Raw genomic sequence first — 21619 nt, forward strand, 5'->3', positions numbered from 1 at the left:
CACCATGCCGCGTCCGCTCTCCGATCGAAGGTCACCCGACAGGCTCTAACCGGGCCATCCGGCACCATCCGTACGCGAAGGAGACCGAGCGCAGATGTCCGACGCCACCGACCCCTGGCTCATCGTGGGCCTCGGCAACCCCGGCCCCGAGCACGCGGCGCAGCGGCACAACGTCGGCTTCATGGTCGCCGACCTCCTCGCCGAGCGGATCGGCGGGAAGTTCAAGCGGGCGCAGAAGGCGCAGGCGCAGGTCGTCGAGGGCCGCATGGGCCCGCCCGGGCCGGCCAACCGCCGCGTGATCCTGGCCAAGCCGATGTCGTACATGAACCTCTCCGGCGGCCCCGTCACCGCGCTCCGCGACTTCTACAAGGTGCCGACCGATCACATCGTGGCGATCCACGACGAGCTGGACATCGACTACGGGACGCTCCGGCTGAAGCTGGGCGGCGGCGACAACGGCCACAACGGGCTCAAGTCGATGACCAAGTCGATGGGGTCCGGCTACCACCGGATCCGGTTCGGAATCGGCCGGCCACCGGGCCGGATGCAGGTCGCCGACTTCGTGCTGAAGGACTTCTCGTCCACCGAGCGCAAGGAGCTCGGGTATCTCGTGGACCGGGCGGCGGACTCGGTGGAGTGCCTGCTCGCGGAGGGTCTTGAGCGCGCACAGAGCGCGTACAACTCATGAGATAGCAGGTCGATCCCGGACCATTTCCGAGCGGGTTCCGATGTGAAGTTGACCGAAAGCGTTCGCCTGCCCAAGGATCGCTCCCCATGAAGCGGAGCACCTCCCACCGCGCACTGCTCTACGGCCGTAGTGCCGCCCTGGGCTGTGTCGTCCTGCTGTTGCTCGTCGCGGGCGTCCTGTCGTCCTGGTCATCGGCACAGCACATCGTCCTCGCCAAGGGCCGTGAGCACGGCACGATGACCGTCACCGGCTGCGGCGCAGACGTCTGCACAGGACCGTTCGCCCCCGCCGAGCACGCCACGGCGCGCTCGCGTGTGACGATCGAGCAGTCCGTCGCGGTGCGGAAGGGCGGCAGGTTCCCGGTCGTCGTGAAGCCGGGCACCGACGAGGTCGTGCGCACCGGGATGCCGGGCTTCCTTCACTCCTGGGTGCCGCTCGGCGGCGCACTGCTGCTCGCCGCCCCGATCATCGGCGGTCTGCGGCTCACCCGGACCGCATGGGGAACCGGGATGGCGGGCGCGGTCCCGTTGGTGGCGACGTTCATCGCGCTCTGAACCGCACCCCGAGCGGCTCCCGAGCCGTGCTCCGAGCCTTTCCCCGGGACGCCCCGAGACGCGGACTCCCGTACCGGAGCTGCGCGTTCACCCGATCGTTATCCGGAACGATTGGGGCAGAACCTTGCACAGGGGGCGGATGTGCACACAGCAAATTTGACGGGCAGAAGCAACCACAAGAAGCTTGGCCGACCCCCCACGGCATCCCTCATCTCCTACGTTGGACTGCCCATGCGCATACTCATTCCCGCCGGCGCTCTGGTCACCGCGGTGACCGCCTCGATGCTGCTGGCACCTTCCGCCTTCGCGACGCCCAAGGGCGACAACGGCACGGTGAAGATCCACGACGCCAAGACCGACGAGGAGCTTCGCAGGAACGAGCCGAAGGTCTGCTCCTTCTACCTCGACGCGTTCGGCTTCGACGCCGCTCAGAAGGTCCAGTGGCACATCGAGGCCTGGGCCAACAATGACCTGGACAAGGGCGAGACGGTCAAGACCGGCGCCTTCGCGCTCGATGGTTCCGGCCACGGCCGTACCACCGACATGACCCTGCCCGACGGCCAGTACAAGCTGTTCTGGAACTTCGAGGGCGAGAACGGCAAGGCCAAGCACAAGGTCTTCAAGACCGACTGCGAGCCGGGCAAGCCCGGCGAGGAACCCACGAAGCCCGGCGAGGAACCCACCAAGCCCGGCGAGGAACCCAACAAGCCCGGCGAAGAACCCACCAAGCCCGGCGAGGAACCCGCAGCCACGCCGTCCGCCACCCCGTCCGCCCACGGCGGCGAGCAGCCGTCCGGCACCCCGTCCCCCTCGGAAAGCACCCCGGCCGGCGCCCCGGCCACCCAGGGCGGCGATTCCGGCAACCTCGCCGAGACCGGAAGCAGCGCCCCGGTCGGCATGATGGCGGCGGTCGCCGCGGCGCTCGCCGCGGCCGGCGGCTTCCTGGTGATGCGCCGCCGCAAGGCCCAGCAGCACTGACGTCCGCGCAGCGAAGTGCCCCCACCGGAAGCGTCCGGTGGGGGCACTGTCGTGCTGGGGGCGACAGGCTCAGCCGGTGTTGCGCAGACCCGCGGCGACACCGTTCACCGTGAGCAGCAGGGCCCGGGCGAGCAGCGGGTCGGCCTCCTCACCGCGCTCGGCTGCCCGGCGCTGGCGGGCCAGCAGCGAGACCTGGAGATACGAGATCGGGTCCAGGTAGGCGTCCCTGATCGCGAACGTCTGCTGGAGCACCGGACTGGTGCCGAGCAGTTCGGTCCCGCCGGTGACCTTCAGGACTTCCCTCACCGTGAGCGCGTGCTCGGCCTCGATGTCGGTGAAGACATGCTTCAGCCCGTCGGGGACGAGCGTGTCGACATAGTGGCGGGCGATCCGCAGGTCGGTCTTGGCGAGCGTCATCTCCACGTTCGAGATGAAGTTCCGGAAGAAGTGCCAGTGCTCGTGCATCTCGTCCAGAACGGTGTCCGGACCGGCCTCGCGCAGCGCCTTGAGCCCGGAGCCGACGCCGTACCAGCCGGGCACGATCTGCCGCGACTGGGTCCAGCCGAAGACCCACGGGATGGCCCGCAGGCCGTCGAGACCGGCGCCGGAGTCCGGGCGCCGCGACGGGCGGGAGCCCAGGTGCAACTCGGCGAGCTGGTCGACCGGGGTGGACGCGAAGAAGTACGCGGGCAGGTCCGGGTCCTCGACCAGCTTGCGGTAGGCGTCGTGCGCGGCGTCGGAGACCGTGTCCATCGCCGCGTCCCAGCGGGCGAGGGCCTCGTCGGACTGGCGGGGCGCGGTGTGCAGGGCGGATGCCTGGAGGGTGGCCGCGACGGTCAGCTCCAGGTTCTCCCGGGCGAGCGCCGGGATGAGGTACTTGTCGGAGATGACCTCGCCCTGCTCGGTCACCTTGATCTCGCCCTCCAGCGTGCCCCACGGCTGCGCGAGGATCGCGTCGTGCGAGGGGCCGCCGCCGCGGCCGACGGTGCCGCCGCGGCCGTGGAAGAGCCGCAGCCGTACGCCGTAGCGGTGCGCGACGTCACGCAGCCGGCGCTGCGCCCGGTGGATCTCCCACTGCGAGGTGGTGATGCCGCCGAACTTGGAGGAGTCGGAGTACCCGAGCATGACCTCCTGCACGTCTCCGCGCAGGGAGACGAGACGGCGGTACGACGGGTCGGCGAGCATCTCGTCGAGAATGACGTCGGCGGCGCGCAGCTCGTCGGTGGTCTCCAGGAGCGGCACGATGCCGATCTTGGCCCAGCCGCCGTGCAGATCGATCAGACCGGCCTCGCGGGCGAGGACGGCGGCGGCGAAGACATCGTCGGCGCCCTGGCACATCGAAATGATGTAGGACTCGATGACCTCGGGGCCGAACCTCTCGAACGCCTCCTTGATCGTGAGGAAGACACCGAGGGTCTTCGCGCCCGCGGCGTCCAGCGGGGCCGGACTCGGGGCGAGCGGGCGGCGCGAGCGGAGCTCCTTGGCGAGCAGCTTCTGCCGGTAGTCGCGCGGCATGTCGGTGTAGCGCCAGGACTCCTCGCCGAGCCGGTCGAAGAGCTGGCCGAGGGCGTGGTGGTGGGCGTCCGCGTGCTCACGTACGTCCATGGTGGCGAGCTGCAGACCGAACGCGGAGAGCGTACGGATCGTGCGGTCCATCCGGCCGTCGGCGAAGAGGCCGCCGCGGTGCTCGCGCAGCGAGGTCTGGATGAGCACCAGATCCTCGATGAGCTCGGCGGTACCGAGGTAGTCGCAGCCGGGGCGGTGCGGGGTGCCGTTGGCCAGTCGCGCGCGGGTGTTGACGAGCTTCTGCCGGATGCAGGTGGCCTTGAGGCGGTACGGCTCCTCGGCGTTCAGCCGCTTGTAGCGCGGGCTGATCTCGGGGAGACGCTCCAGGTCGGCCTGGAGGGAGGTGAGCAGCTCGTCGGTGGCGCCCGTGTAGCGGATGGAGTTGGAGAGCAGTCCGCGCAGGTAGTCGATGAGCTCCAGCGCGTCGGTGATGCCGTGCTCGTGCTGCAGGATCAGCACCTCCCAGGTGACGGCGGGCGTCACGTTGGGGTTGCCGTCGCGGTCGCCGCCGATCCACGTGCCGAAGGTCAGCGGTCGGGTGCCCGCGGGCAGTTCGACGCCGACGCGCTCCAGCTCGGCAGCGAGGTCTTCGAGTACGTCCCCGACGGCGTCGGCGTGCAGCTCGTCGAGGTAGTAGATGGCGTTACGGGCCTCGTCGGCCGGCTCCGGGCGGACGACGCGCAGCTCGTCGGTCTGCCAGATGAGGTCGATGTTCTCGGCGAGCCGCAGGTCGTGGCGGCGCCGGTCGGCCTCGATGACGGGGGTCTCCAGCAGCTCGGCGATGCGGCGGAGCTTGTTCAGCACGGAGCGCCGCGCGGCCTCGGTCGGGTGCGCGGTGAAGACGGGACGTACGTTGAGGTTCTTGACGGTCTCGCGCAGGTGCTCGGGGTCCGCGTCCTTCAGCCGGTCGGCGGTACGGGCCAGCAGACCGCCCTGGGCGGCGCGCCGGTCACGCATCTCGTGGGCGCGGTGGACCTGCTCGGTGACGTTGGCGAGGTGGAAGTAGGTGGAGAAGGCGCGCACCAGCTGCGCGGCGGTCTCCAGGTCCGTGTCGCCGAGGAGTTCGGCGGCGGCCTCGCCATCGGTACGGGTCAGGGCGCGGACGCGCTCGACGAGGTCGAGGAGTTCCTGGCCCTCCTGACGTACGAGGGTCTCGCCCAGCAGATCGCCGAGGCGTCGGATGTCGGCGCGCAGCTCGGGGCTGGCGGCGGGGGTCTGGTCGGCACTGCTCACAGTGTGCGGCTCCTTGCAGTGATTTGAGGAGGTGCGTCGCGAAGCGTCTCCCCACAAGGGTGACGGCGGGAGACGGGTGGGCACGTCTGTCAGGGGGTCCGGGGGTCCGCGGCTGCGGCGGTGCTGTCGCCACCCCGGGAAAGCAGAGTGCGGACCGCGCTGTCCGACGCCTCCAGGATAGGTGTCCGTCTCCTCGGCGCTGTCCGCAGCCCTCGTCGGCCCGGTGGACCGGTAGCACCGACGGCTCAGCTCTCGTGCTGCGGGCCTTCGCGCTGCCATACTTACGAGACCGTAGGTTACGGATGCGTAGCCAGAGTCGTCCTCGTACTCCTCACCCTCCAGGGGACTCCCATGAACACCAGCCCGGATGTGATCGACGGCGCCCCGACAGCGGTGGCCGACGGTCCGCTCCTCCCTTCCGCCACGCTCGGCGGCGACAACAAGCGGTCGATCGAGCAGATCGCCCTGCTGCTGTTCATCGTGGTGCCTTTCGTGGCCCTGCTCGCGGCGGTGCCGCTGGCCTGGGGCCGCGGTGTGAGCTGGCTCGATCTGGGTCTGCTGGTCGCCATGTACTTCATCGGCTGCCACGGCATCACGATCGGCTTCCACCGCTACTTCACCCATGGATCCTTCAAGGCGAAGCGCCCGCTCCGCATCGCTCTGGCCGTTGCCGGATCGCTGGCCGTGGAAGGCCCGCTGGTGCGCTGGGTGGCCGACCACCGCAAGCACCACCGCTTCTCCGACGCCGAGGGCGACCCGCACTCGCCGTGGCGGTTCGGCGAGACGCTCCCCGCCCTGATGAAGGGGCTGTGGTGGGCTCACATCGGCTGGATGTTCGACGAGGAGCAGACCCCGCAGCAGAAATACGCCCCGGACCTGATCAAGGACCCGGCGACCCGCGGGATCTCCCGTCACTTCCTCACCTTCACGATCGTCTCGCTGGCGGTCCCACCGCTGGTCGGCGGGTTGGTGACACTGTCGTGGTGGGGAGCCGCGACGGCGTTCTTCTGGGGCTCTCTCGTACGGGTGGCGCTTCTGCACCATGTCACCTGGTCGATCAACTCCATCTGCCACGCGGTCGGCAAGCGTCCGTTCAAGTCCCGCGACCGGTCCGGCAATGTGTGGTGGCTGGCGGTCCTCTCCTGCGGCGAGTCGTGGCACAACCTGCACCACGCGGACCCGACGAGCGCCCGGCACGGGGTGATGAAGGGCCAGATCGACTCCAGTGCCCGGCTGATCCGCTGGTTCGAGAAGCTCGGCTGGGCGTACGACGTGCGCTGGCCGGACTCCGCCCGGATCGAGTCCCGCCTGATCGACTCCCGGCGCGAGCCCGTGCACGCCGACGCGGCATGATTGACGACGTGGCGACCGACGGCAGCACGAGCAGCGAGAAGAACCGTCCCTCCTCGACCCGGCGTACCCGCCGCGTGAGGATGACCGGGAAGGAACGCCGCGAACAGCTGCTGGACATCGGCCGCACCCTCTTCGCCGACAAGGGCTTCGAAGGCACCTCGGTGGAGGAGATCGCGGCCCGCGCCGGCGTCTCCAAGCCGGTCGTCTACGAACACTTCGGCGGCAAGGAGGGCCTGTACGCCGTCGTGGTCGACCGCGAGATGCGCCGGCTCCTCGACATGGTCACCGGCGCCCTGACCGCCGGCCACCCGCGCGAGCTCCTGGAACAGGCGGCGTTCGCGCTGCTCGACTACATCGAGACGTACACGGACGGCTTCCGCATCCTGGTCCGCGACTCCCCGGTCGCCCAGTCGACGGGCACGTTCGCATCCCTGATCAGCGACATCGCCACGCAGGTCGAGGACATCCTGGGGCTGGAGTTCAAGGCCCGCGGTTTCGACCCGAAGCTCGCCCCGCTGTACGCGCAGGCACTGGTCGGCATGGTGGCGCTGACGGGCCAGTGGTGGCTGAACGTCCGCAAGCCGAAGAAGGCGGAGGTGGCGGCGCACCTGGTGAACCTCGCCTGGCACGGCCTGGAGAACCTGGAGTCGAAGCCGCGCCTGGTAGGCCACCGGAAGAACTGACCCGACGGGAGCCGGCACCGCGCGCTGTACGACGGTGCCGGACGGGCGGCGGGCCGGGGCAGGCCGGCCCGCGCTCATCCCCTCGGCGTCCCCCACCTGTTTCAATACAGATGTGCTCGAATTCGTGATCGATTGTGTGGTGCTCGGCGTCGTCGGTTCTCTCGTCGGTGTGCTGATCCGCCGCAGACACCGGCAGAGGTCGGCCCGGGCGGCCGCCGGAGCACCGACCGGGATCCCGTGCATGATCAAGCGGCCGTCACACGGCAACCGCTGGCGCCCCGGGCAGTTGCTGACCCATGCGACGCCGCTGACCTGGCGTCCCGCCTACGGCACGTCGACGGTCGTCCTCCCCGACGATCTGCACCTGACCGCGGTGCGCGCCGTATCGACGCGTGAGGGGCTGGTCATCAATCCGGGTTCCCGGGTCGTGGAGTGCGCGTCGTCGGACGGGAGCGCCCTGATCGCGGTCATGCCGATGGACCTGGAGCAGGTGACCGGGGCCCTGAGCGGCGAATAGCCCACCGTGATTCCTTACCGGCCGGGACCGTCGTCACCCCGGGCGCCCTCGACCGGCTCCGCGGCTCACCCGGCCACCGGCTCCAGGAACTCCAGCCGGTTCCCCGCCGGGTCGAACGAGTAGAAGCGCCGGTGCCCCGGAAGGTCTCCATCCCAGTGCACCTGCGCGCCGTGCGCCTCCAGCCGTTCCGCGAACGTCTCGATGTCCGTGACGCGCAGCCCCGGGTGGGCCTTCTTCGCCGGGCGGAAGTCGGCCTCGATGCCCAGGTGCAGCTGGACCGGGCCCGCCTGGAACCAGCAGCCGCCGCGGGCCGCCAGGACCGGGGGCTTGGGGAGTTCGGTCATCCCCAGGGTGTCCACGTAGTACGTGTACAGGGCGGGTTCCGAGCCCGCCGGGGCGGCCAGTTGGACGTGGTCCACTGCGGCGATCATCACTTCTCCTTGTGGGCCACGGCGAAGATGCGGCGGAACGGGAAGACCGTGCCGTGCGGACCCTTCGGGTACGCGGTGCGCAGCAGGTCCCGGTATTCGGCGAGGAACGCCTCATGCGCCTCCGGGTCGTCCGCGAGCGCCGTCAGAACGGGGCGCAGGCCCGTGCCCTTCACCCAGTCGAGGGCGGCGTCCTCGCCCTGGAGGAGGTGGAGGTACGTGGTCTCCCAGACGTCCGCCGTGATGCCGGGGGCCTTCAGGGCGTCCAGATAGGCGGTCGGGCTCAGGACCGCGTCGGCGTGGCGCAGGACGCCGGTCAGGCGGGAGCACCAGCGCGGGGACTCCGCCAGTCCGCGCATCAGGGTATGGGTGGGCTGGTCGAAGTTGCCGGGGACCTGGAAGGCGAACGTGCCGCCCGGGGTGATGCCGTCCAGCCAGTCGGGGAAGCGGCCGGCGTGGCCGGGAACCCACTGGAGCAGGGCGTTGGAGACGATCAGGTCGTACGGTTCCGCCGGCGTCCAGGTCGTCGCGTCGGCCTCGGCGAAGTCCAGGAGGGGTGTGGCGTGGGCACGGGCACGTTCCAGCATCTGGGGGGAGCTGTCGTACCCGGTGATCCGGGCCGTGGGCCAGCGGACCGTGAGGAGCGCCGTGACGTTGCCCGCGCCGCAGCCCAGGTCCGCGATGCGGGGCGTGGGGGCGGCCGGGAGTTCCGGGATGCGGGACAGGAGATCCTGGAACGGGCGGGTGCGGTGGTCCGCGTGGCGCAGGTACTGCTGCGGATCCCAGGTCGGTGTCGTCATGGCAGCAAGGATCGCCTCAGAGTTATCTTGATGTCAAGACACTTGAATTCAAGAGACTTCATGTCGACAGACCCTTTACACTGATCCACATGGAGGACGAGGTTGACCGACTGGTCGCTGCATGGCGTCGCGAGCGCCCCGACCTCGACGTGGAACCACTTGAGGTGCTCAGCCGCGTCTCGCGCCTGGCCCGTCACCTCGACCGGGCCCGCCGGATCGCCTTCTCCGAGCACAATCTCGAGCCGTGGGAGTTCGACGTGCTGACGTCGCTGCGCCGCGCCGGGGCTCCGTACCAGCTCTCCCCCGGTCAGCTGCTCACCCAGACGCTGGTCACCTCGGGCACGATGACCAACCGCATCGACCGGCTGACCAAGAAGAACCTCGTCGAACGGCTCCCCGACCCCAGCGACCGGCGCGGTGTGCTGGTCCGGCTCACCGCGGAGGGGCGCGACAAGGCCGACCAGTCACTGGCCGGACTGCTCGCCCAGGAGCGCGCCATCCTCGGCGAGCTCTCCCGCCACCAGCGCGGCGAACTGGCCGGACTGCTACGCCAGTTGACCGCCCCGTTCGACAACATCCCCGGTTAGCTCGGCCGGTCCGACACCGGCGCGTCTGGCCAGCGCCACCGCGGCCAGTGTGGAGTGCACGCCCAGCTTCCCCAGCACGTTCTGCATATGCGTACGCACCGTGTGCGGAGAGAGGTACAGCCGCTCCGCCACCGCCTTGCGGCCCAGCCCCGCCACCATGCAGCGCAGCACCTCGCGCTCGCGCGGCGTCAGCGACGCGACCAGCTGCTCACTCTCGGTGCGGTGCTTGCGGGCTGCCGTCAGCTCGTGCAGGACACCGGTGAGCAGTGCCGGAGGCAGATGCGTCTCGTCGCGGAGCACCCCCCGGATGACCGTGAGCAGCCGCTGCAGCGAGCAGTCCTTGGCGACCCAGCCGGAGGCCCCGGCCTGCAGCGCCAGCGCGGCCCGGCGCGGGTCGTCCTTCTCGGCGAGCACCACCGTACGGACGGACGGCTGGCCCGAACGGACCCCGGCGACCAGCGAGATCCCGTCGACTGGGGCGTGTTCCCCACTTCCCGGGGCGGGGACCGGCACCGGGCCGGGAACGGTACGTCCCGTGGCCGCCGGCAGGATGCCCAGTTCGGCATCGACGAGAATCACGTCGTACCTACGGCCTTCGGCGGCCGCCCGCTCCAGACACCGAAGCGCGGCCGGGCCGCTGCCCGCCGCCGCCACCTCGACGTCCGGTTCCGCCGCGAGTGCCGCCGCGAGCGACTCGGCGAAAATGCGGTGGTCATCCACCACGAGAACCCGGATACGAACCACAGGTACCCCCACACAGCATCTGCTCCGGGGTCACCCCAGGACCCCCCGAACGGGACGGACCAGTGCGGGCACGACGCCCGGAGCGATGAGGGTGAACCGCAGTTCCACGGCCGCCGCCGTGTGCCGACTGCAACCCCGCCCCGGGCGTCGTGCCCGACTGTCTCGTACCCCTGAATCAGCACCGGCCCCCACCGGTGCTGTGCATCAGCGTACGGCCGGGGGCCGGGAGCGGAAGGCAATTCACAGAACTGATGAACCTCGGTGTTTAGGGTGTGGTTCATGTTTCGTATTGAGACAGAAGTGGACAAAGATCGTCGCATTCTGCTGGGCGAGCGACTGCATCACAGCAATACGGAATGCTCCCCGGAGCTCCGCGCACTCCTCGCCACCTCCGCCGAGCGCGAACTCCCGCTGGAGGTCTGGGCGATGGACGGCGACGGTGTGCTGGCGGGTGGGCTGGCCGGGCGCACCTGGGCCTACTGGCTCCACGTGGATCTGCTCTGGGTCGACCCGCTCCACCGCGGTTCCGGCCTCGGCTCGCACCTGCTCGCCGAGGCGGAACGGGTGGCCGTGGCGGACCGCGGCTGCGCCCGATCCCGACTGGAGACCTGGGGTTTCCAGGCTCCGGACTTCTACCGGAAGCGGGGCTACGAGGTGATCGGGCAGGTCGACGACTACCCGCCCGGAGTCACCGAGTTCATCCTGACGAAGACCTTCACCCGATGCGACGGGCGCCTGCCGACGGGACCGCCGGGAAGACGCCGGGCGTCGCGTACCCGTGCGAGGTGAACGCCTCCAGCACCGACTTGGTGACCGCGTCCGCGTCCGCCTCGTCCACCAGCACGATCGCCGAACCACCGAACCCGCCGCCGGTCATCCGCGCACCGAGCGCCCCGCACTCGTTCGCCGTCGAGACCACCAGGTCCAGTTCCGGGCAGGAGACCCGCAGATCGTCGCGGAGCGAGACATGACCCGCGGTGAGGACCGGTCCCGCCGCCCGCACCTCGCCCGCGTCGAGCAGTGCGATGATCTGCTCCACCCGCGCGTTGTCGCTGACCACATGGCGTACGTACCGCACGACCGACTCGTCCGCGCCGGACTCGGCGAGCGTGTCGAGCGCGGCGTCCAGACCCTCGTACGGAAGATCGCGCAGCGTCCCCATGCCCAGCGCCCGGGCGCCCGCCTCGCAGCCGGCCCGCCGCTCCGCGTACGCACCGTCGCCCAGCGCGTGCTTGACCCGGGTGTCGACCACCAGCAGCCGCAGACCGTGCGCGGCCAGGTCGAACGGGACCTGGCGGCGGGTGAGATCGCGGGTGTCGAGGTGCAGGGCGTGGCCCTCGACGCAGCATGCCGACGCCATCTGGTCCATGACCCCGCACGGCACGCCGACGAACGCGTTCTCGGCGCGCTGCGCCAGCACCGCCAGCTCGGCTGCGGACAGGCCGAGTCCGAAGAGGTCGTTCAGCGCGAGCGCGGTGACCACTTCGAGGGCGGCCGACGAGGAGAGCCCGGCGCCGGTCGGGACGGTCGAGGTCAGCTGGATGTCCGCACCGGTGACCTGGTGGCCCGCCTCGCGCAGGGCCCAGACGACACCGGCCGGGTACGCCGCCCAACCGTGGCCCTCGTGCGGTGCCAGCTCCTCGACCCGCAGCTGGACGACACCGCCCGGCACGTCGGTGGAGTGCAGCCGCAGCTCGCCGTCGGTGCGGCGGGCGACGGCCGCGCGCGCGGTGTGCGGCAGCGCGAGCGGCATCACGAAACCGTCGTTGAAGTCGGTGTACTCGCCGATCAGGTTGACCCGGCCGGGGGCCGCCCAGACTCCTTCGGGGACGGTGCCGTACAGCTCGGTGAAAGCGGTGACCAGCTCAGCGCTGTCGGTCATGGGGTGGTGGGCTCCTCTCGGCGGGCGAACGTCCAGGCGTCGGAGACGATTCCGGCCAGGTCGGAGCGGGACGGCTGCCAGCCGAGCCGCTCCCTGGCGGTGGTGGCGGAGGCGACCAGCACCGCGGGGTCACCGGCGCGGCGCGGGGCCGCGGTCTCGGGGACCGGGTGACCGGTGACCTTGCGGACGGTCTCGATGACCTCGCGCACCGAGAAGCCGTTGCCGTTGCCGAGGTTGCAGATCAGGTGCTCGCCCGCGGTGGCCGCGTCCAGGGCGAGGAGGTGGGCCTCGGCGAGATCGGCGACGTGGATGTAGTCGCGTACGCAGGTCCCGTCGGGGGTCGGGTAGTCGTCGCCGTACACGGAGATCGAATCGCGCTGCCCGAGCGCGACCTGGAGAACGAGCGGGATGAGGTGCGACTCCGGGCTGTGGCGCTCGCCGCACCTGCCGTACGCACCCGCCACGTTGAAGTACCGCAGCGAGACCGCGGCCAGTCCGTGCGCGGCCGCCTCGCCGGTGATCATGTGGTCGACGGCCAGCTTCGTGGCGCCGTACGGGTTGGTGGGCGCGGTCGGGGCCGACTCCGTGACGGGGCTGGAGACCGGTTCGCCGTAGGTCGCGGCGGTGGAGGAGAAGACCAGGGTGCGGACCCCCGCGTCGCGCATCGCGGCGAGCAGCGCGGTGGACCCGCCGACGTTGTTCACCCAGTACTTCTCCGGGTCGGTGACGGACTCGCCGACCTGGGAGTACGCGGCGAAGTGCAGCACTCCGTCGTAGGAGGAGTCCAGCCAGCGGGCCGCGTCCTGGATGCGGCCCTCGATGAACTCGGCCCCGGCCGGGACACCCTCCCGGAACCCGGTCGACAGGTCGTCGAGAACGGTCACCGCGTGACCGGCCTCCAGGAGATGCGCGGCAACCACGCTGCCGACATATCCCGCGCCACCCGTGACCAGGTACTTCTTCTGGGGCTTGCTCACTCGCTCGCTACCTCTCGCAGTCGCTGCGCCGCGGCCTCCGGCGGCACATCGTTGATGAACACATTCATGCCGGACTCGGAACCCGCGAGGAACTTCAGCTTGCCGGAGGTGCGTCGGATGGTGAAAAGCTCGAGGTGGAGCCCGAACTCCTCCCGTCCGGGCACCCCGAACGGCGCCTGGTGCCAGGCCGAGATGTACGGCGTCGGCGGCTCACCGGGGCCGAAGATCCGGTCGAATCGCCTCAAGAGTTCCAGATAGATCCGTGCGAACTCCGTGCGCGCGGCATCGGCGAGTTCGCGCAGGTCGGGGACGCGCCGACGCGGGTGGAGGTGGATCTCGTACGGCCAGTGCGCCGCGTACGGCACGAACGCCACCCAGTGCTCGCCGGTCAGTACGACCCGCTCGCCGTCGGAAAGCTCACGGGCCACGACGTCGTCGAAGAGATTGCCGCCGGTCTGCTCACGGTGCGCCTCCATCGAGCGGAGCATCAGCTCGGTGCGCGGGGTGACGAACGGGTACGCGTAGATCTGTCCGTGCGGGTGGCCGAGCGTCACACCGATCTCGGCGCCCCGGTTCTCGAAGCAGAACACCTGCTTGACCTGCGCAAGCTCGGCGAGTGCGGCCGTCCGGTCGGTCCATGCCTCCAGGACCAGGCCGGCCTGTTCCTCGGTGAGGCCGGCGAACGACGCGTCGTGGTCGGAGGTGAAGCAGACGACCTCGCAGCGGCCGGAGTCCCCGGCGAGCGAGGGGAAGCGGTTCTCGAAGACGGCCACGTCGTAACTGTCGTCGGGGATCTCGCTGAGCCGGCCGTCCCGGGACGGGCAGAGCGGGCACTCGTCGGCCGGTGGGTGGTATGTGCGGCCCTGGCGGTGCGAGGCGATGGCGACGCTGTCCCCGAGAAGGGGGTCGCGGCGGACTTCCGAGGAGGTCGAAACGGCGTCGAGCGGTCGCCGGTCGACGGCGTCGCGCACGGCGTCGTCGTGTGAGTCGTAGTAGAGCAACTCACGACCGTCGGCGAGCCAGGTCGATGTCTTCTTCACTCGGGCGCTCCTCGCCACTACCCACCTATCAAACATAACCACACACAAAAAACCACAACCCAACAGTTCGCGTCAACGCCTCGACGCCGAAACGGCACTGCGCCCTGGATGCCCTGCACCGGGTCACCTTGCAGGACGTGAAGGCAGACATGGGCAGCCGGTACCGGCCGCGCCCCGTCCGGGGGCAGGAAGCGGTTCCGGCCGGACGGGGCTCACGGCGTGCGCCCCGCGGAGCATGGCGCCGGAACAGCGTGTGAACGTGCGCGAGCGGCGCGGCACCACGTCGCGGGCCGCCTCTGCGGCATCCGGCGGATCACCGGCGGCCTCTTCGTGGCCTACGGAGTGATCGTCACGGGCGCCGGGATCAACCCGTCCGACGCCGAACTGAAGAAGACCGAGGGCGTCCACATCCCTCTCCGGACCGGGCTGCCGGCCATGCCGGTCCTCGGGCTGTTCTTCCTGGTACGGCTGAAACTGCGCCCGGCCGAGGCTCCGGACGGTTCCGCCACCGGCACCGGCACCGATGCCTGAGCAGTCGGCACCCTGCCCCACCGGGGCCGGACGTCAGTCGGCGTCCGGCCCCTTCTGCCCTGTGTCCACCGCCGCCCGTTCCAGCAGCCCGGTGCGGGCCGCCAGCGCCGCGGCCTCCAGCCGGGAGCCGACGCCCAGCTTCATCAGCACCCGCTGCACATGCGTACGGGCGGTGCTCGGCGCGATCCGCATACCGGCCGCGATCAGCCGGGTGTCCTCGCCCTCCGCGACCCGCACCAGGACCTCGATCTCGCGCGGGGTGAGCATCTGCAGGAGTCGCTGTCCTTCGTCGTCCGGCTGGACCGCCGGGTTGAGCAGCTCGGCGAAGGCGCCCTGGAGCAGTTGCGGCGCGACCGCCGCCTCCCCGGCGCGCGCCTTGACCATCGCCCGCTCGACGCCCTCTATCCGCTCGTCGTGCCTGACGTATCCGGCGGCGCCGGCGGCGAACGCGGCCGCGATCCCGCGCGGGCTGGGCACCGGTCCGAGCACCACGACCGCCACGTGCGGGCGCTCCCGTTTGATCCGGGCGATCGGGTCGAACGCGCCCGGGTCGGCGGGCGTCGCGGTACCGAACAAGCAGACCTCCGGAGCGCGGCTCACCACGATGTCCGCCGCGCCGGCGGTCGGCGCGGCCGCCGCCAGCACCCGGTGGCCCCGCAATTTCAGCGCCGAGGCGAGCGCCTCGGCGAGCAGTCGGTGGTCATCGACCACCATGAGCCGCACACCCATCGAGAACCCCCCTATCAGGACCCAGGCCCCCCGGCCCTCTTGACCCGGCAAGCTACACGCTTGTTCGACCTCGTGTGCCCCTTACCAGGCAGACGACCCCCGGAAAGCCGAATCATGTTCCGTTCAGGGGCACTTGGCCGATGACAAGCGGGCAGAAGGAGACAGGATTCGGACGGCGAACGAACAGCCCTGCCGGTCGGACGATCGACCGGCAGGGCTGTGGCGCGTGATGCGTGGTGCGTTCCGTGAGGGCGTCAGCCGGCGCCGAACGAGACCGCGAGGAACCGATTGGCGTCGAGCGAGCTGTCGCCCCGCTTGCTCACCATCGTCTCGGAGATGAACAGCCGGCCGCCCGAGTAGAGGAACTCGGCGTAGTCCGCGGAGAAGCTGGTCTCCGCGTTCCGGTCGGACTCGCCGGCCGGGTTCTCCAGCAGCACGGTCTGCTTGAAGGTGGAGCCGTCGATGGAGACGATCTGGCCGCCCTTGTTGTACGGGGGCTCCCTGTACGCGATGATGTTGGACCCGTCCATACGGATCGGGAACATCGTGTACAGGTCACCCGCGTCGGCCTTGTCGCTGGTCGGCTTGCCGGTGGTGAGGTCGAACGAGACGATCTCGTTGGTGCCGCCGTATTCGCCCGTGCTCCCCTCGTGCTCCTCGGTCGGCAGATAGATGCGGTTGTTGCCGACCGCGAGATGCTGGCAGGTCTCGACCTCGGTGGAGCCGCAGCGGGCGGCGTACTTGCCGCCGTCCGCGGCGATCTTGGTGAGCAGCTTGCCGGTCGTCGCGTCGATCGAGAAGAAGTCCGAGATCCCGCTGCCGTCACCGGCGGTGTCGCCGACGTCGGCGGCGACGACCAGCGGCTTGGTGGAGACGATGCTCGCGTACTCGACGCCGGGCGGCATCTTGTACGAGGAGAGCGGGGCTCCGGTGGTCGGGTTCAGCGCCTGGATGACGAGCTGCGGGTCGTCGTACGTACCGCACTTGCGGACCACGGCGAGCGCGTCGCCGCCGCCGTACCCCTTGTCGTAGCAGCCGTCGGCGCTGACCTTCGGCTTCCAGCGCTCGGCGCCGGTCGCCAGGTCGAATGCGGCGCCGCCCTCGGTGCCGCCCGCGGCGACCGTGGTGCCGCTGAGCGTGATCTCGTCGAAGCGGATCGGCTCGTCACCGCCGCTGGCGGCGGTGACCGACTTGCTCCACATCAGCTTTCCGGAGGTCAGGTCGAGCGCACCGACCTGGGTGCACGGCGGGTACTTGTTCGCCTTGGTCGCCTTGCCCGCCTCGAAGGCGATGGCGGTCTTGAAGTCCTTGGACATGTGCCGGGAGGCGGCGCAGAGCTGGCCGTCCAGCGGGACGGACCAGAGCTTGGTGCCCTTGACCTTGTCGTAGGCGGCGATCTCGTTCACGCCGGACTTCACGAACGCCTTGTCGGTCAGCCAGGAACCGTTGACAGCCGTGACGTCGGTGACCTTCGGCTCCGGGAGCTTGAAGGCGACCGTGGCCTTGGTGTTCGCCGGAGCCTTCTCCTTGCCGCCGCCGAGACCACTGCCGGAGCCGCCCTTGCCGTCACCGGTGGTGCCGGTGGAGTTGGACGCCTCCTTCTTCTTGCCGTCGCCGCCGCTGGAGGCGAACCAGACGCCACCGCCGACGATCAGCGCCACAGCGACCACCGCGGCGACGACGATCTGCGTCTGGGTGCCGAACTTCTTGCCGCCGTTGCCGCCCTGCTGCGGCGGCACGTACTGCGACTGCATCGGGGCGGTCGGGTAGCCGTACCCCTGCTGCGGCGGCTGGCCGGGCGGCATGCCGTACCCACCGCCCGGAGGCGTCTGCGGGTAGCCGTAGCCGGGCTGCTGCGGCGGGGTCTGCGGGTAGCCGTAACCGGGCTGCTGCTGCGGCCCTGCGGGCGGCGCCTGCGGTGCGCCGAACCCACCGGGGGGCGGCGCCTGCGGAGCGCCGAACCCACCGGCCGACGGCGGAGGCTGAGAAGCCGGCTGCTTGCCGAACGGGTCGGCGGGCGGCGGGGTCGGTGCCCCGAACCCGCCGGGCGGCGAGTCCTGGGGGGCGCCGAACCCGCCCTGGGGCGGCTCGTTGGGCGGCTGGGGCGGCTGTGTCATGGCGTACGTACCTCGGGGGAAAGGGAGCCGGTCGGTCGGGACCTGGCGTGGTCGGTCGTGGTCCGTCGGGTGCCTGCGTGAGCCGTCACTTGCCGAAGGCCATCATGGTCTTCGTCTCCAGCTCTTCCTTGTCGTTGGCCGCGCTGACCCGTCCGCTCGCGATGAAGGAACGGCCGCCCGCGTAGACGATCTTCGCGTTGTAGAACGAGCTCTCGATCTGGGACGCCGACGCCGGGTGCCGCAGCAGCACCTGCGGGGTACCACCGGTCGGTGCCAGGGTGGCGATCCCGCCGCCCTGGTTGTACGAGGCCTCCAGATAGAGCAGCACGTTGCCGCCCTCCATCCGCAGCGGCGTCATGGTCCGCTCGGCCGGGGCCGCGGCCTTCCACTTGGGCTTGCCGGTGTTCAGGTCGAACGCCACGACCTTGTTCGTACGGGCGGTGCCGCTGGAGTCGGCCGTGGTCGCCATGTAGAAGGTGTTGGCATCGGCGGCGACGCCGACACAGCCTTCCAGCGACTTGCCGAAGATGGCGAACGCGCTGCCGCAGTCGGGCGCGAACTTGTCGCCCTTGTCGCTGACCAGCTGGGAACGGAGCGTGCCGTTCTCCTTGATGGCGAGGATGCTCCACTTCTTCTTCTCGCGCTGGGTCAGCGAGACGACGAGCGGGCTCACCGAGTAGACCCTGTCGACCTCCCAGCCCACGGCGGGACGGTACGTCCACTTGGGCTTGCCGGTGACCGGGTCGAGCTCCTGGATCTGGTTCTGCGGCTTGTCGACGTCGGCGGTGCGGCAGCTGGAGGCGGCGATCAGCTTCGTACCGCCGGCGAAGGCGTACGGCTGGCAGTCGCCCGACTGCTTGCCGAACAGGTCCTTGCCGTCACTGACGCGGTAGGCGTTGGAGTTGCCGGTGCGTCCGACGGTCACGGTGTCGCCGCTGATGGCGAGGGAGATGTCCGACAGCATGTCCCATATGCCGTTCTGCTTGATCGACTTCTTCCAGCCGGCCCTGCCGGTGTTGAGGTCGATCATCTGGAGGTCCGCGCAGTCGGCCTTGTCGGTGGTGCCGTTCTTGACCCCGATGACGATCTTGCCGTCCGTGGTGGTCCGGGCCGGGGCGGCGCACAGGTCCGCAGGCAGCTTCAGGGTCCACTTCTGCTTGCCGTCGGCCGCGGAGTAGCCGGAGATCGCCCGGTACATGCCCTTGACGACGGTGTCGCCGACCACCCACGGGCCGTACACGTCGGAGCCGTTGCGCGGCAGGTCGACGTCGTTCTTCTGCAGCCAGAGGATCTTGGCCTCACCGGCCTTGCGCCCGGCGTTGAGGTCGTCGCCGGCGTCGCGGCCGTCGCCGTCGCCGTTGCCCTCGTTGACGGAGGGCGAGTCGCTCGGCTTCTGGTCGTCGGCGCTCCCGTGCGCGACGGGCTTCTTGTCGTCACCGCCGCTGGTGGCGAGGAACACTCCACCGCCGATGACCAGCAAGGCCGCGACCGCGGAACCGATGATCACTGCGGGCTTGCCCTTGAAGGGGTTGCCGCCGCCGGGACCCGTCGGGCCGCCGGGGACCGGGGCGCCGGGGTACTGCTGCTGCGGGTAGCCGTAGCCGGGCTGCGGCGGCTGACCGTACGGTCCGGGCTGCTGACCGTAGGGGCCCGGCTGCTGACCGTACGGTCCGGGCTGCTGACCGTACGGGCCCGGCTGGTTGTACGGGCCGGGCTGCTGGCCGGGCTGCTGCGGGTAGCCGTAACCGGGTGCCTGGCCGGGCTCCTGACCCGGCGCCTGCGGGTAGCCGTAACCCGGCTGCGCGGAAGGCGGAGTCGGCGGCGCGGCCGGCATCTGCGGCGGCTGCGCGGGCGGCTGAGAACTCCCCTGCGGCGGCTCCTGCGGAGCGCCGAAGCCTCCCTGCGGCGGTTGCTGGCTGGGCGGCTGGGTCATCAGCACGTCCCCCTTCGTGCGGTCCGGTGCCCGTTCCGGTCTCCCCCGCGATTCCGCAGGGCTGAATTCCCTTCGGAAAGGAGCGAATCGGGCATGGTTCCCGCGGCGTCACGACAGTCGAGCGGGGCTTCTTTGTACCACCCGCTTGCGTTCGAACACCGGGTCGATCCATCCCCTGTTCCCAAGGGAGAACCGCCTCGTGATGCCGCCGTTACGCATCCGGAGCCCGCCCAGGACGACGGCGACCGTTGCGCCGCGCCAGGCACCGCTCGATGCGCCGGTGCCAACTCTTCGCAAACAGTCATCGGTTCGGACACCAGGGGTCCAGCACGTCAAGACCGTCGCGCATCGCCGAAATCACCAGGAACCTGCACGAACTCACCGGAGTTCCACGACCCGTCACGGTCCATCAGGAACCTCGCGGATTCTCACAGGCCTTCAGAGATCCTCAGGGGCCGAAGACCAGGACGGTCTCCACCGTCCTCTCTTCCTTGTCGTCGTTCGCGCTGACGCGTGCGTTCACCAGGATGGAGCGGCCGCCCGCATAGACGAGTCTCGACATGTCGAAGGAGCTCTCGGACGTGGACGCCGACGCCGGGTGCCGCAGCAGCATCTTCGGGGCACCGCCCGTCGGCGCGAGTACGGCGACGGCGCCGCCCTTCTCGTACGTGGCCTCCACCCGGACGATCACGTTCCGGCCGTCCATCCGCAACGGCTGCATGAACTGCCCGGCCGGGGCGGCAGCCCTCCACTTGGCCTTGCCGGTGTTCAGGTCGAACGCGACGACCTTGTTGGTGAGAGCGGAGTCCACGGTCACGGGCTTGGTCGCCAGGTAGAACGTGTCGTCGTCGGCCGCGGCCCCGGCGCAGCCGTCGAGGTTCCTGCCGGACACCACGAGGTCCACGTCGCACGTGGTGACGTAGTCCTCGTTCTTGCCGCCGGTCATCTGGGAGCGGTACGTGCCGTCGTCCCGCAGGGTGATGATCCCCCACGCCCCCGTCTCGCCCGGGCCCTTCTTGAGCGAAATCACCGGCGGGCTCACCGAGTAGACCTGCGCGATCCGCCAGCCGGTCTTGACCCGGTACGTCCATGTCGGCTTGCCGGTGGCCGGGTCGATCGCCTCGACCTGCTGCTTGTCCTGCTCGTCGGCGTCGGTGCGGCAGCTGGTGGCGGCGAGCGGCCGAGGGCCGCTGGTGAATGCGAACGGCTGGCAGGCGCCCTGCCTCTTGCCGAACACTTCCTTGCCGTCACTGACCCGAAGGCCCACGGAACTGGTCAAGCGCCCGAAAGTGACAAGGTCTCCGCTGATACTCATGGCCTCGCCCGACAACAGATCCTGGACACCCTTGCGTTCGACGGACTTCTTCCAGCCCGTAGCGCCGGACCTGAGGTCGATCATCTGCAGTACGGAACAGACCGAGTCCGACGAGGCGCTCTCCTTGAGGGCGACGACGATCTTGCCGTCGGTGGTGGGGAGGGTCGGTGCGGCGCACAAATCGGCGGGCAGCCGCAGCGTCCACTTCCGGGTGCCGTCGGCCGCGGAGTAGGCGGAGACAGTGCGGTACATGCCCTTGGCGACGATGTCTCCGGTCAGCCAGGGACCGTACACATCCGCGCCGCCGCGCGGCACGTCGACACCGTTGACCCGCATCCAGAGGGCCTTGGCCTCGCCCGGCTTGCGCGCGGTGTTGAGTTCGTCGACCGGTGCGACCGTGTCGACCACCTCGGCGTCGGCAGTGGGCGAGGCGGGCTGCGAGGCGGTGGGCTGCTTGGCGTCGGCGCTGCCGTGGGCGACGGGCTTCTTTCCGTCGTCACCACCACCCACGGCGAACCAGACCCCGCCGCCGGCCACCAGGACCCCGGCGATCACGGCGGCGACGAGGGCGGTGCGCCTGCGCCCGGAGGGGTTACGTCCGGCAGGGCCACCGGTCGCCGGGCCGGCGGGGTACGGCTGCTGCGGCCGGCCGTACCCGTGTCCGTATCCGTACGGACCGGGCTGAGGCTGGGACTGCGACGGGTGCTGCTGGCCGTACCCCTGCGCCGGCTGGGTGGGCCGCATCGGCTCCAGCGGCTCGAATGGAGCCCCGAATTCCCCCTGCGGCGGCTGCGGCTGCTGTGGTTGCGGGCTGGGCGGCCAGGTCATGCGGACGTCCCCCTTGGTGCGGTCGAGCGGGATTCTTTTGTGGCTCCCCTGTCGCTTCCGTGGGTGTGTTCATGTGGCTTGACGGCCTGGTAGGTGGGGCCGGTGGCCGCCGAGGTTCAGCATGGCGAGGGCGATG

Annotated in this window: 19 protein-coding genes and 1 pseudogene; 9 read left to right on the forward strand and 11 right to left on the reverse strand. The window is 70.2% G+C overall.

Features of this window, described 5'->3' with window-relative positions:
- The first annotated feature begins 94 nt into the window (after nucleotides 1-94).
- The 3 genes from pth (at nucleotide 95) to AB0I23_RS17630 (ending at nucleotide 2220) form a co-directional block, all read left to right on the forward strand.
- Nucleotides 95-688: an aminoacyl-tRNA hydrolase gene (gene pth / locus AB0I23_RS17620; protein WP_359110152.1), complete on the forward strand. Its 594-nt coding sequence runs from the start codon at nucleotides 95-97 to the stop codon at nucleotides 686-688.
- An 86-nt stretch (nucleotides 689-774) separates the two neighbouring features.
- On the forward strand, nucleotides 775-1242 hold the full coding sequence (locus AB0I23_RS17625; protein WP_359110153.1) for a hypothetical protein: 468 nt from the start codon (nucleotides 775-777) through the stop codon (nucleotides 1240-1242).
- Nucleotides 1243-1473: 231 nt separating this feature from the next.
- Complete coding sequence (locus tag AB0I23_RS17630; RefSeq protein WP_359110155.1) at nucleotides 1474-2220, forward strand: LPXTG cell wall anchor domain-containing protein; 747 nt, start codon at nucleotides 1474-1476, stop codon at nucleotides 2218-2220.
- Nucleotides 2221-2289: 69 nt separating this feature from the next.
- Here the strand turns inward: AB0I23_RS17630 and ppc are convergent, their stop codons facing one another.
- Nucleotides 2290-5019: a phosphoenolpyruvate carboxylase gene (gene ppc, locus AB0I23_RS17635; RefSeq protein WP_359110156.1), complete on the reverse strand. Its 2730-nt coding sequence runs from the start codon at nucleotides 5017-5019 to the stop codon at nucleotides 2290-2292.
- 351 nt (nucleotides 5020-5370) lie between these two features.
- Here ppc and AB0I23_RS17640 point away from each other — a divergent pair, with 351 nt between their 5' ends.
- The 3 genes from AB0I23_RS17640 (at nucleotide 5371) to AB0I23_RS17650 (ending at nucleotide 7572) form a co-directional block, all read left to right on the forward strand.
- Nucleotides 5371-6372 carry an acyl-CoA desaturase gene (locus AB0I23_RS17640; RefSeq protein ID WP_359110158.1) on the forward strand — a complete coding sequence of 334 codons (1002 nt, stop codon included), beginning with the start codon at nucleotides 5371-5373 and terminating at the stop codon, nucleotides 6370-6372.
- Entirely contained in the window at nucleotides 6369-7055 is a 687-nt protein-coding gene (locus tag AB0I23_RS17645; protein WP_359110160.1) for a TetR/AcrR family transcriptional regulator, read from the forward strand. The genes AB0I23_RS17640 and AB0I23_RS17645 overlap by 4 nt, the downstream gene beginning before the upstream one ends.
- 112 nt (nucleotides 7056-7167) lie before the next feature.
- Entirely contained in the window at nucleotides 7168-7572 is a 405-nt protein-coding gene (locus AB0I23_RS17650; RefSeq protein WP_359110163.1) for a hypothetical protein, read from the forward strand.
- A gap of 65 nt (nucleotides 7573-7637) precedes the next feature.
- On the opposite strand, the gene AB0I23_RS17655 is transcribed toward AB0I23_RS17650, so the two are convergent.
- Nucleotides 7638-8003 (reverse strand): VOC family protein, encoded by a 366-nt coding sequence (locus AB0I23_RS17655; protein ID WP_359110165.1) that lies wholly within the window; start codon nucleotides 8001-8003, stop codon nucleotides 7638-7640.
- The gene (locus AB0I23_RS17660; protein WP_359110167.1) at nucleotides 8003-8800 is read right to left on the reverse strand and encodes a trans-aconitate 2-methyltransferase; all 798 of its coding nucleotides are present in this window, start codon (nucleotides 8798-8800) and stop codon (nucleotides 8003-8005) included. Before AB0I23_RS17660 ends, AB0I23_RS17655 begins: the two co-directional genes overlap by 1 nt.
- An 89-nt stretch (nucleotides 8801-8889) precedes the next feature.
- Between AB0I23_RS17660 and AB0I23_RS17665 the strand changes: the two genes are divergently transcribed.
- Complete coding sequence (locus AB0I23_RS17665; protein WP_266984776.1) at nucleotides 8890-9387, forward strand: MarR family winged helix-turn-helix transcriptional regulator; 498 nt, start codon at nucleotides 8890-8892, stop codon at nucleotides 9385-9387.
- Here the strand turns inward: AB0I23_RS17665 and AB0I23_RS17670 are convergent.
- Nucleotides 9346-10131 (reverse strand): response regulator transcription factor, encoded by a 786-nt coding sequence (locus AB0I23_RS17670; protein ID WP_359110169.1) that lies wholly within the window; start codon nucleotides 10129-10131, stop codon nucleotides 9346-9348. The two genes, AB0I23_RS17665 and AB0I23_RS17670, sit on opposite strands and share 42 nt — an antisense overlap.
- A 279-nt stretch (nucleotides 10132-10410) precedes the next feature.
- Between AB0I23_RS17670 and AB0I23_RS17675 the strand changes: the two are divergent.
- Nucleotides 10411-10842: pseudogene (locus AB0I23_RS17675) on the forward strand (GNAT family N-acetyltransferase); the annotation flags it as partial.
- A gap of 4 nt (nucleotides 10843-10846) precedes the next feature.
- Here the strand turns inward: AB0I23_RS17675 and galK are convergent.
- The 3 genes from galK to galT are packed head-to-tail and all read right to left on the reverse strand — an operon-like array spanning nucleotide 10847 to nucleotide 14030.
- A complete protein-coding gene (gene galK / locus AB0I23_RS17680) occupies nucleotides 10847-12013 on the reverse strand; it encodes a galactokinase (RefSeq protein WP_359110173.1) in 1167 nt (388 codons plus the stop codon).
- Entirely contained in the window at nucleotides 12010-12990 is a 981-nt protein-coding gene (galE, locus tag AB0I23_RS17685; protein WP_359110175.1) for a UDP-glucose 4-epimerase GalE, read from the reverse strand. Before galE ends, galK begins: the two co-directional genes overlap by 4 nt.
- On the reverse strand, nucleotides 12987-14030 hold the full coding sequence (gene galT, locus AB0I23_RS17690) for a galactose-1-phosphate uridylyltransferase (protein WP_359110177.1): 1044 nt from the start codon (nucleotides 14028-14030) through the stop codon (nucleotides 12987-12989). Before galT ends, galE begins: the two co-directional genes overlap by 4 nt.
- Nucleotides 14031-14249: 219 nt before the next feature.
- Between galT and AB0I23_RS17695 the strand changes: the two genes are divergently transcribed.
- The gene (locus tag AB0I23_RS17695) at nucleotides 14250-14561 is read left to right on the forward strand and encodes a hypothetical protein (protein ID WP_359110179.1); all 312 of its coding nucleotides are present in this window, start codon (nucleotides 14250-14252) and stop codon (nucleotides 14559-14561) included.
- Nucleotides 14562-14594: 33 nt separating this feature from the next.
- Here AB0I23_RS17695 and AB0I23_RS17700 read toward each other — a convergent pair whose 3' ends face one another.
- The 4 genes from AB0I23_RS17700 to AB0I23_RS17715 all read right to left on the reverse strand — a co-directional run bounded on the left by AB0I23_RS17700 (nucleotide 14595) and on the right by AB0I23_RS17715 (nucleotide 21483).
- Nucleotides 14595-15290 carry a helix-turn-helix transcriptional regulator gene (locus AB0I23_RS17700; protein ID WP_037694797.1) on the reverse strand — a complete coding sequence of 232 codons (696 nt, stop codon included), beginning with the start codon at nucleotides 15288-15290 and terminating at the stop codon, nucleotides 14595-14597.
- Nucleotides 15291-15544: 254 nt separating this feature from the next.
- A complete protein-coding gene (locus tag AB0I23_RS17705) occupies nucleotides 15545-17407 on the reverse strand; it encodes an outer membrane protein assembly factor BamB family protein (protein WP_436846953.1) in 1863 nt (620 codons plus the stop codon).
- Between the two features lie 85 nt (nucleotides 17408-17492).
- Nucleotides 17493-19340 carry an outer membrane protein assembly factor BamB family protein gene (locus tag AB0I23_RS17710; RefSeq protein ID WP_359110181.1) on the reverse strand — a complete coding sequence of 616 codons (1848 nt, stop codon included), beginning with the start codon at nucleotides 19338-19340 and terminating at the stop codon, nucleotides 17493-17495.
- Between the two features lie 448 nt (nucleotides 19341-19788).
- On the reverse strand, nucleotides 19789-21483 hold the full coding sequence (locus AB0I23_RS17715) for an outer membrane protein assembly factor BamB family protein (RefSeq protein ID WP_359110183.1): 1695 nt from the start codon (nucleotides 21481-21483) through the stop codon (nucleotides 19789-19791).
- Between the last annotated feature and the right edge of the window lie 136 nt (nucleotides 21484-21619).

Origin of the sequence: Streptomyces atratus, assembly GCF_040655115.1 — a bacterium.
GTDB classification, from domain to species: domain Bacteria; phylum Actinomycetota; class Actinomycetes; order Streptomycetales; family Streptomycetaceae; genus Streptomyces; species Streptomyces atratus_D.

What these genes read in the sequence shown, in the direction of transcription:
- pth (WP_359110152.1), top strand. Translation starts at nt 95, where the DNA reads ATGTCCGACGCCACCGACCCCTGGCTCATCGTGGGCCTCGGCAACCCC.
- AB0I23_RS17625 (WP_359110153.1), top strand. Translation starts at nt 775, where the DNA reads ATGAAGCGGAGCACCTCCCACCGCGCACTGCTCTACGGCCGTAGTGCC.
- AB0I23_RS17630 (WP_359110155.1), top strand. Translation starts at nt 1,474, where the DNA reads ATGCGCATACTCATTCCCGCCGGCGCTCTGGTCACCGCGGTGACCGCC.
- AB0I23_RS17640 (WP_359110158.1), top strand. Translation starts at nt 5,371, where the DNA reads ATGAACACCAGCCCGGATGTGATCGACGGCGCCCCGACAGCGGTGGCC.
- AB0I23_RS17645 (WP_359110160.1), top strand. Translation starts at nt 6,369, where the DNA reads ATGATTGACGACGTGGCGACCGACGGCAGCACGAGCAGCGAGAAGAAC.
- AB0I23_RS17655 (WP_359110165.1), bottom strand. Translation starts at nt 8,003, where the DNA reads ATGATCGCCGCAGTGGACCACGTCCAACTGGCCGCCCCGGCGGGCTCG.
- AB0I23_RS17660 (WP_359110167.1), bottom strand. Translation starts at nt 8,800, where the DNA reads ATGACGACACCGACCTGGGATCCGCAGCAGTACCTGCGCCACGCGGAC.
- AB0I23_RS17665 (WP_266984776.1), top strand. Translation starts at nt 8,890, where the DNA reads ATGGAGGACGAGGTTGACCGACTGGTCGCTGCATGGCGTCGCGAGCGC.
- galK (WP_359110173.1), bottom strand. Translation starts at nt 12,013, where the DNA reads ATGACCGACAGCGCTGAGCTGGTCACCGCTTTCACCGAGCTGTACGGC.
- AB0I23_RS17700 (WP_037694797.1), bottom strand. Translation starts at nt 15,290, where the DNA reads ATGGGTGTGCGGCTCATGGTGGTCGATGACCACCGACTGCTCGCCGAG.
- AB0I23_RS17705 (WP_436846953.1), bottom strand. Translation starts at nt 17,407, where the DNA reads ATGACACAGCCGCCCCAGCCGCCCAACGAGCCGCCCCAGGGCGGGTTC.
- AB0I23_RS17710 (WP_359110181.1), bottom strand. Translation starts at nt 19,340, where the DNA reads ATGACCCAGCCGCCCAGCCAGCAACCGCCGCAGGGAGGCTTCGGCGCT.
- AB0I23_RS17715 (WP_359110183.1), bottom strand. Translation starts at nt 21,483, where the DNA reads ATGACCTGGCCGCCCAGCCCGCAACCACAGCAGCCGCAGCCGCCGCAG.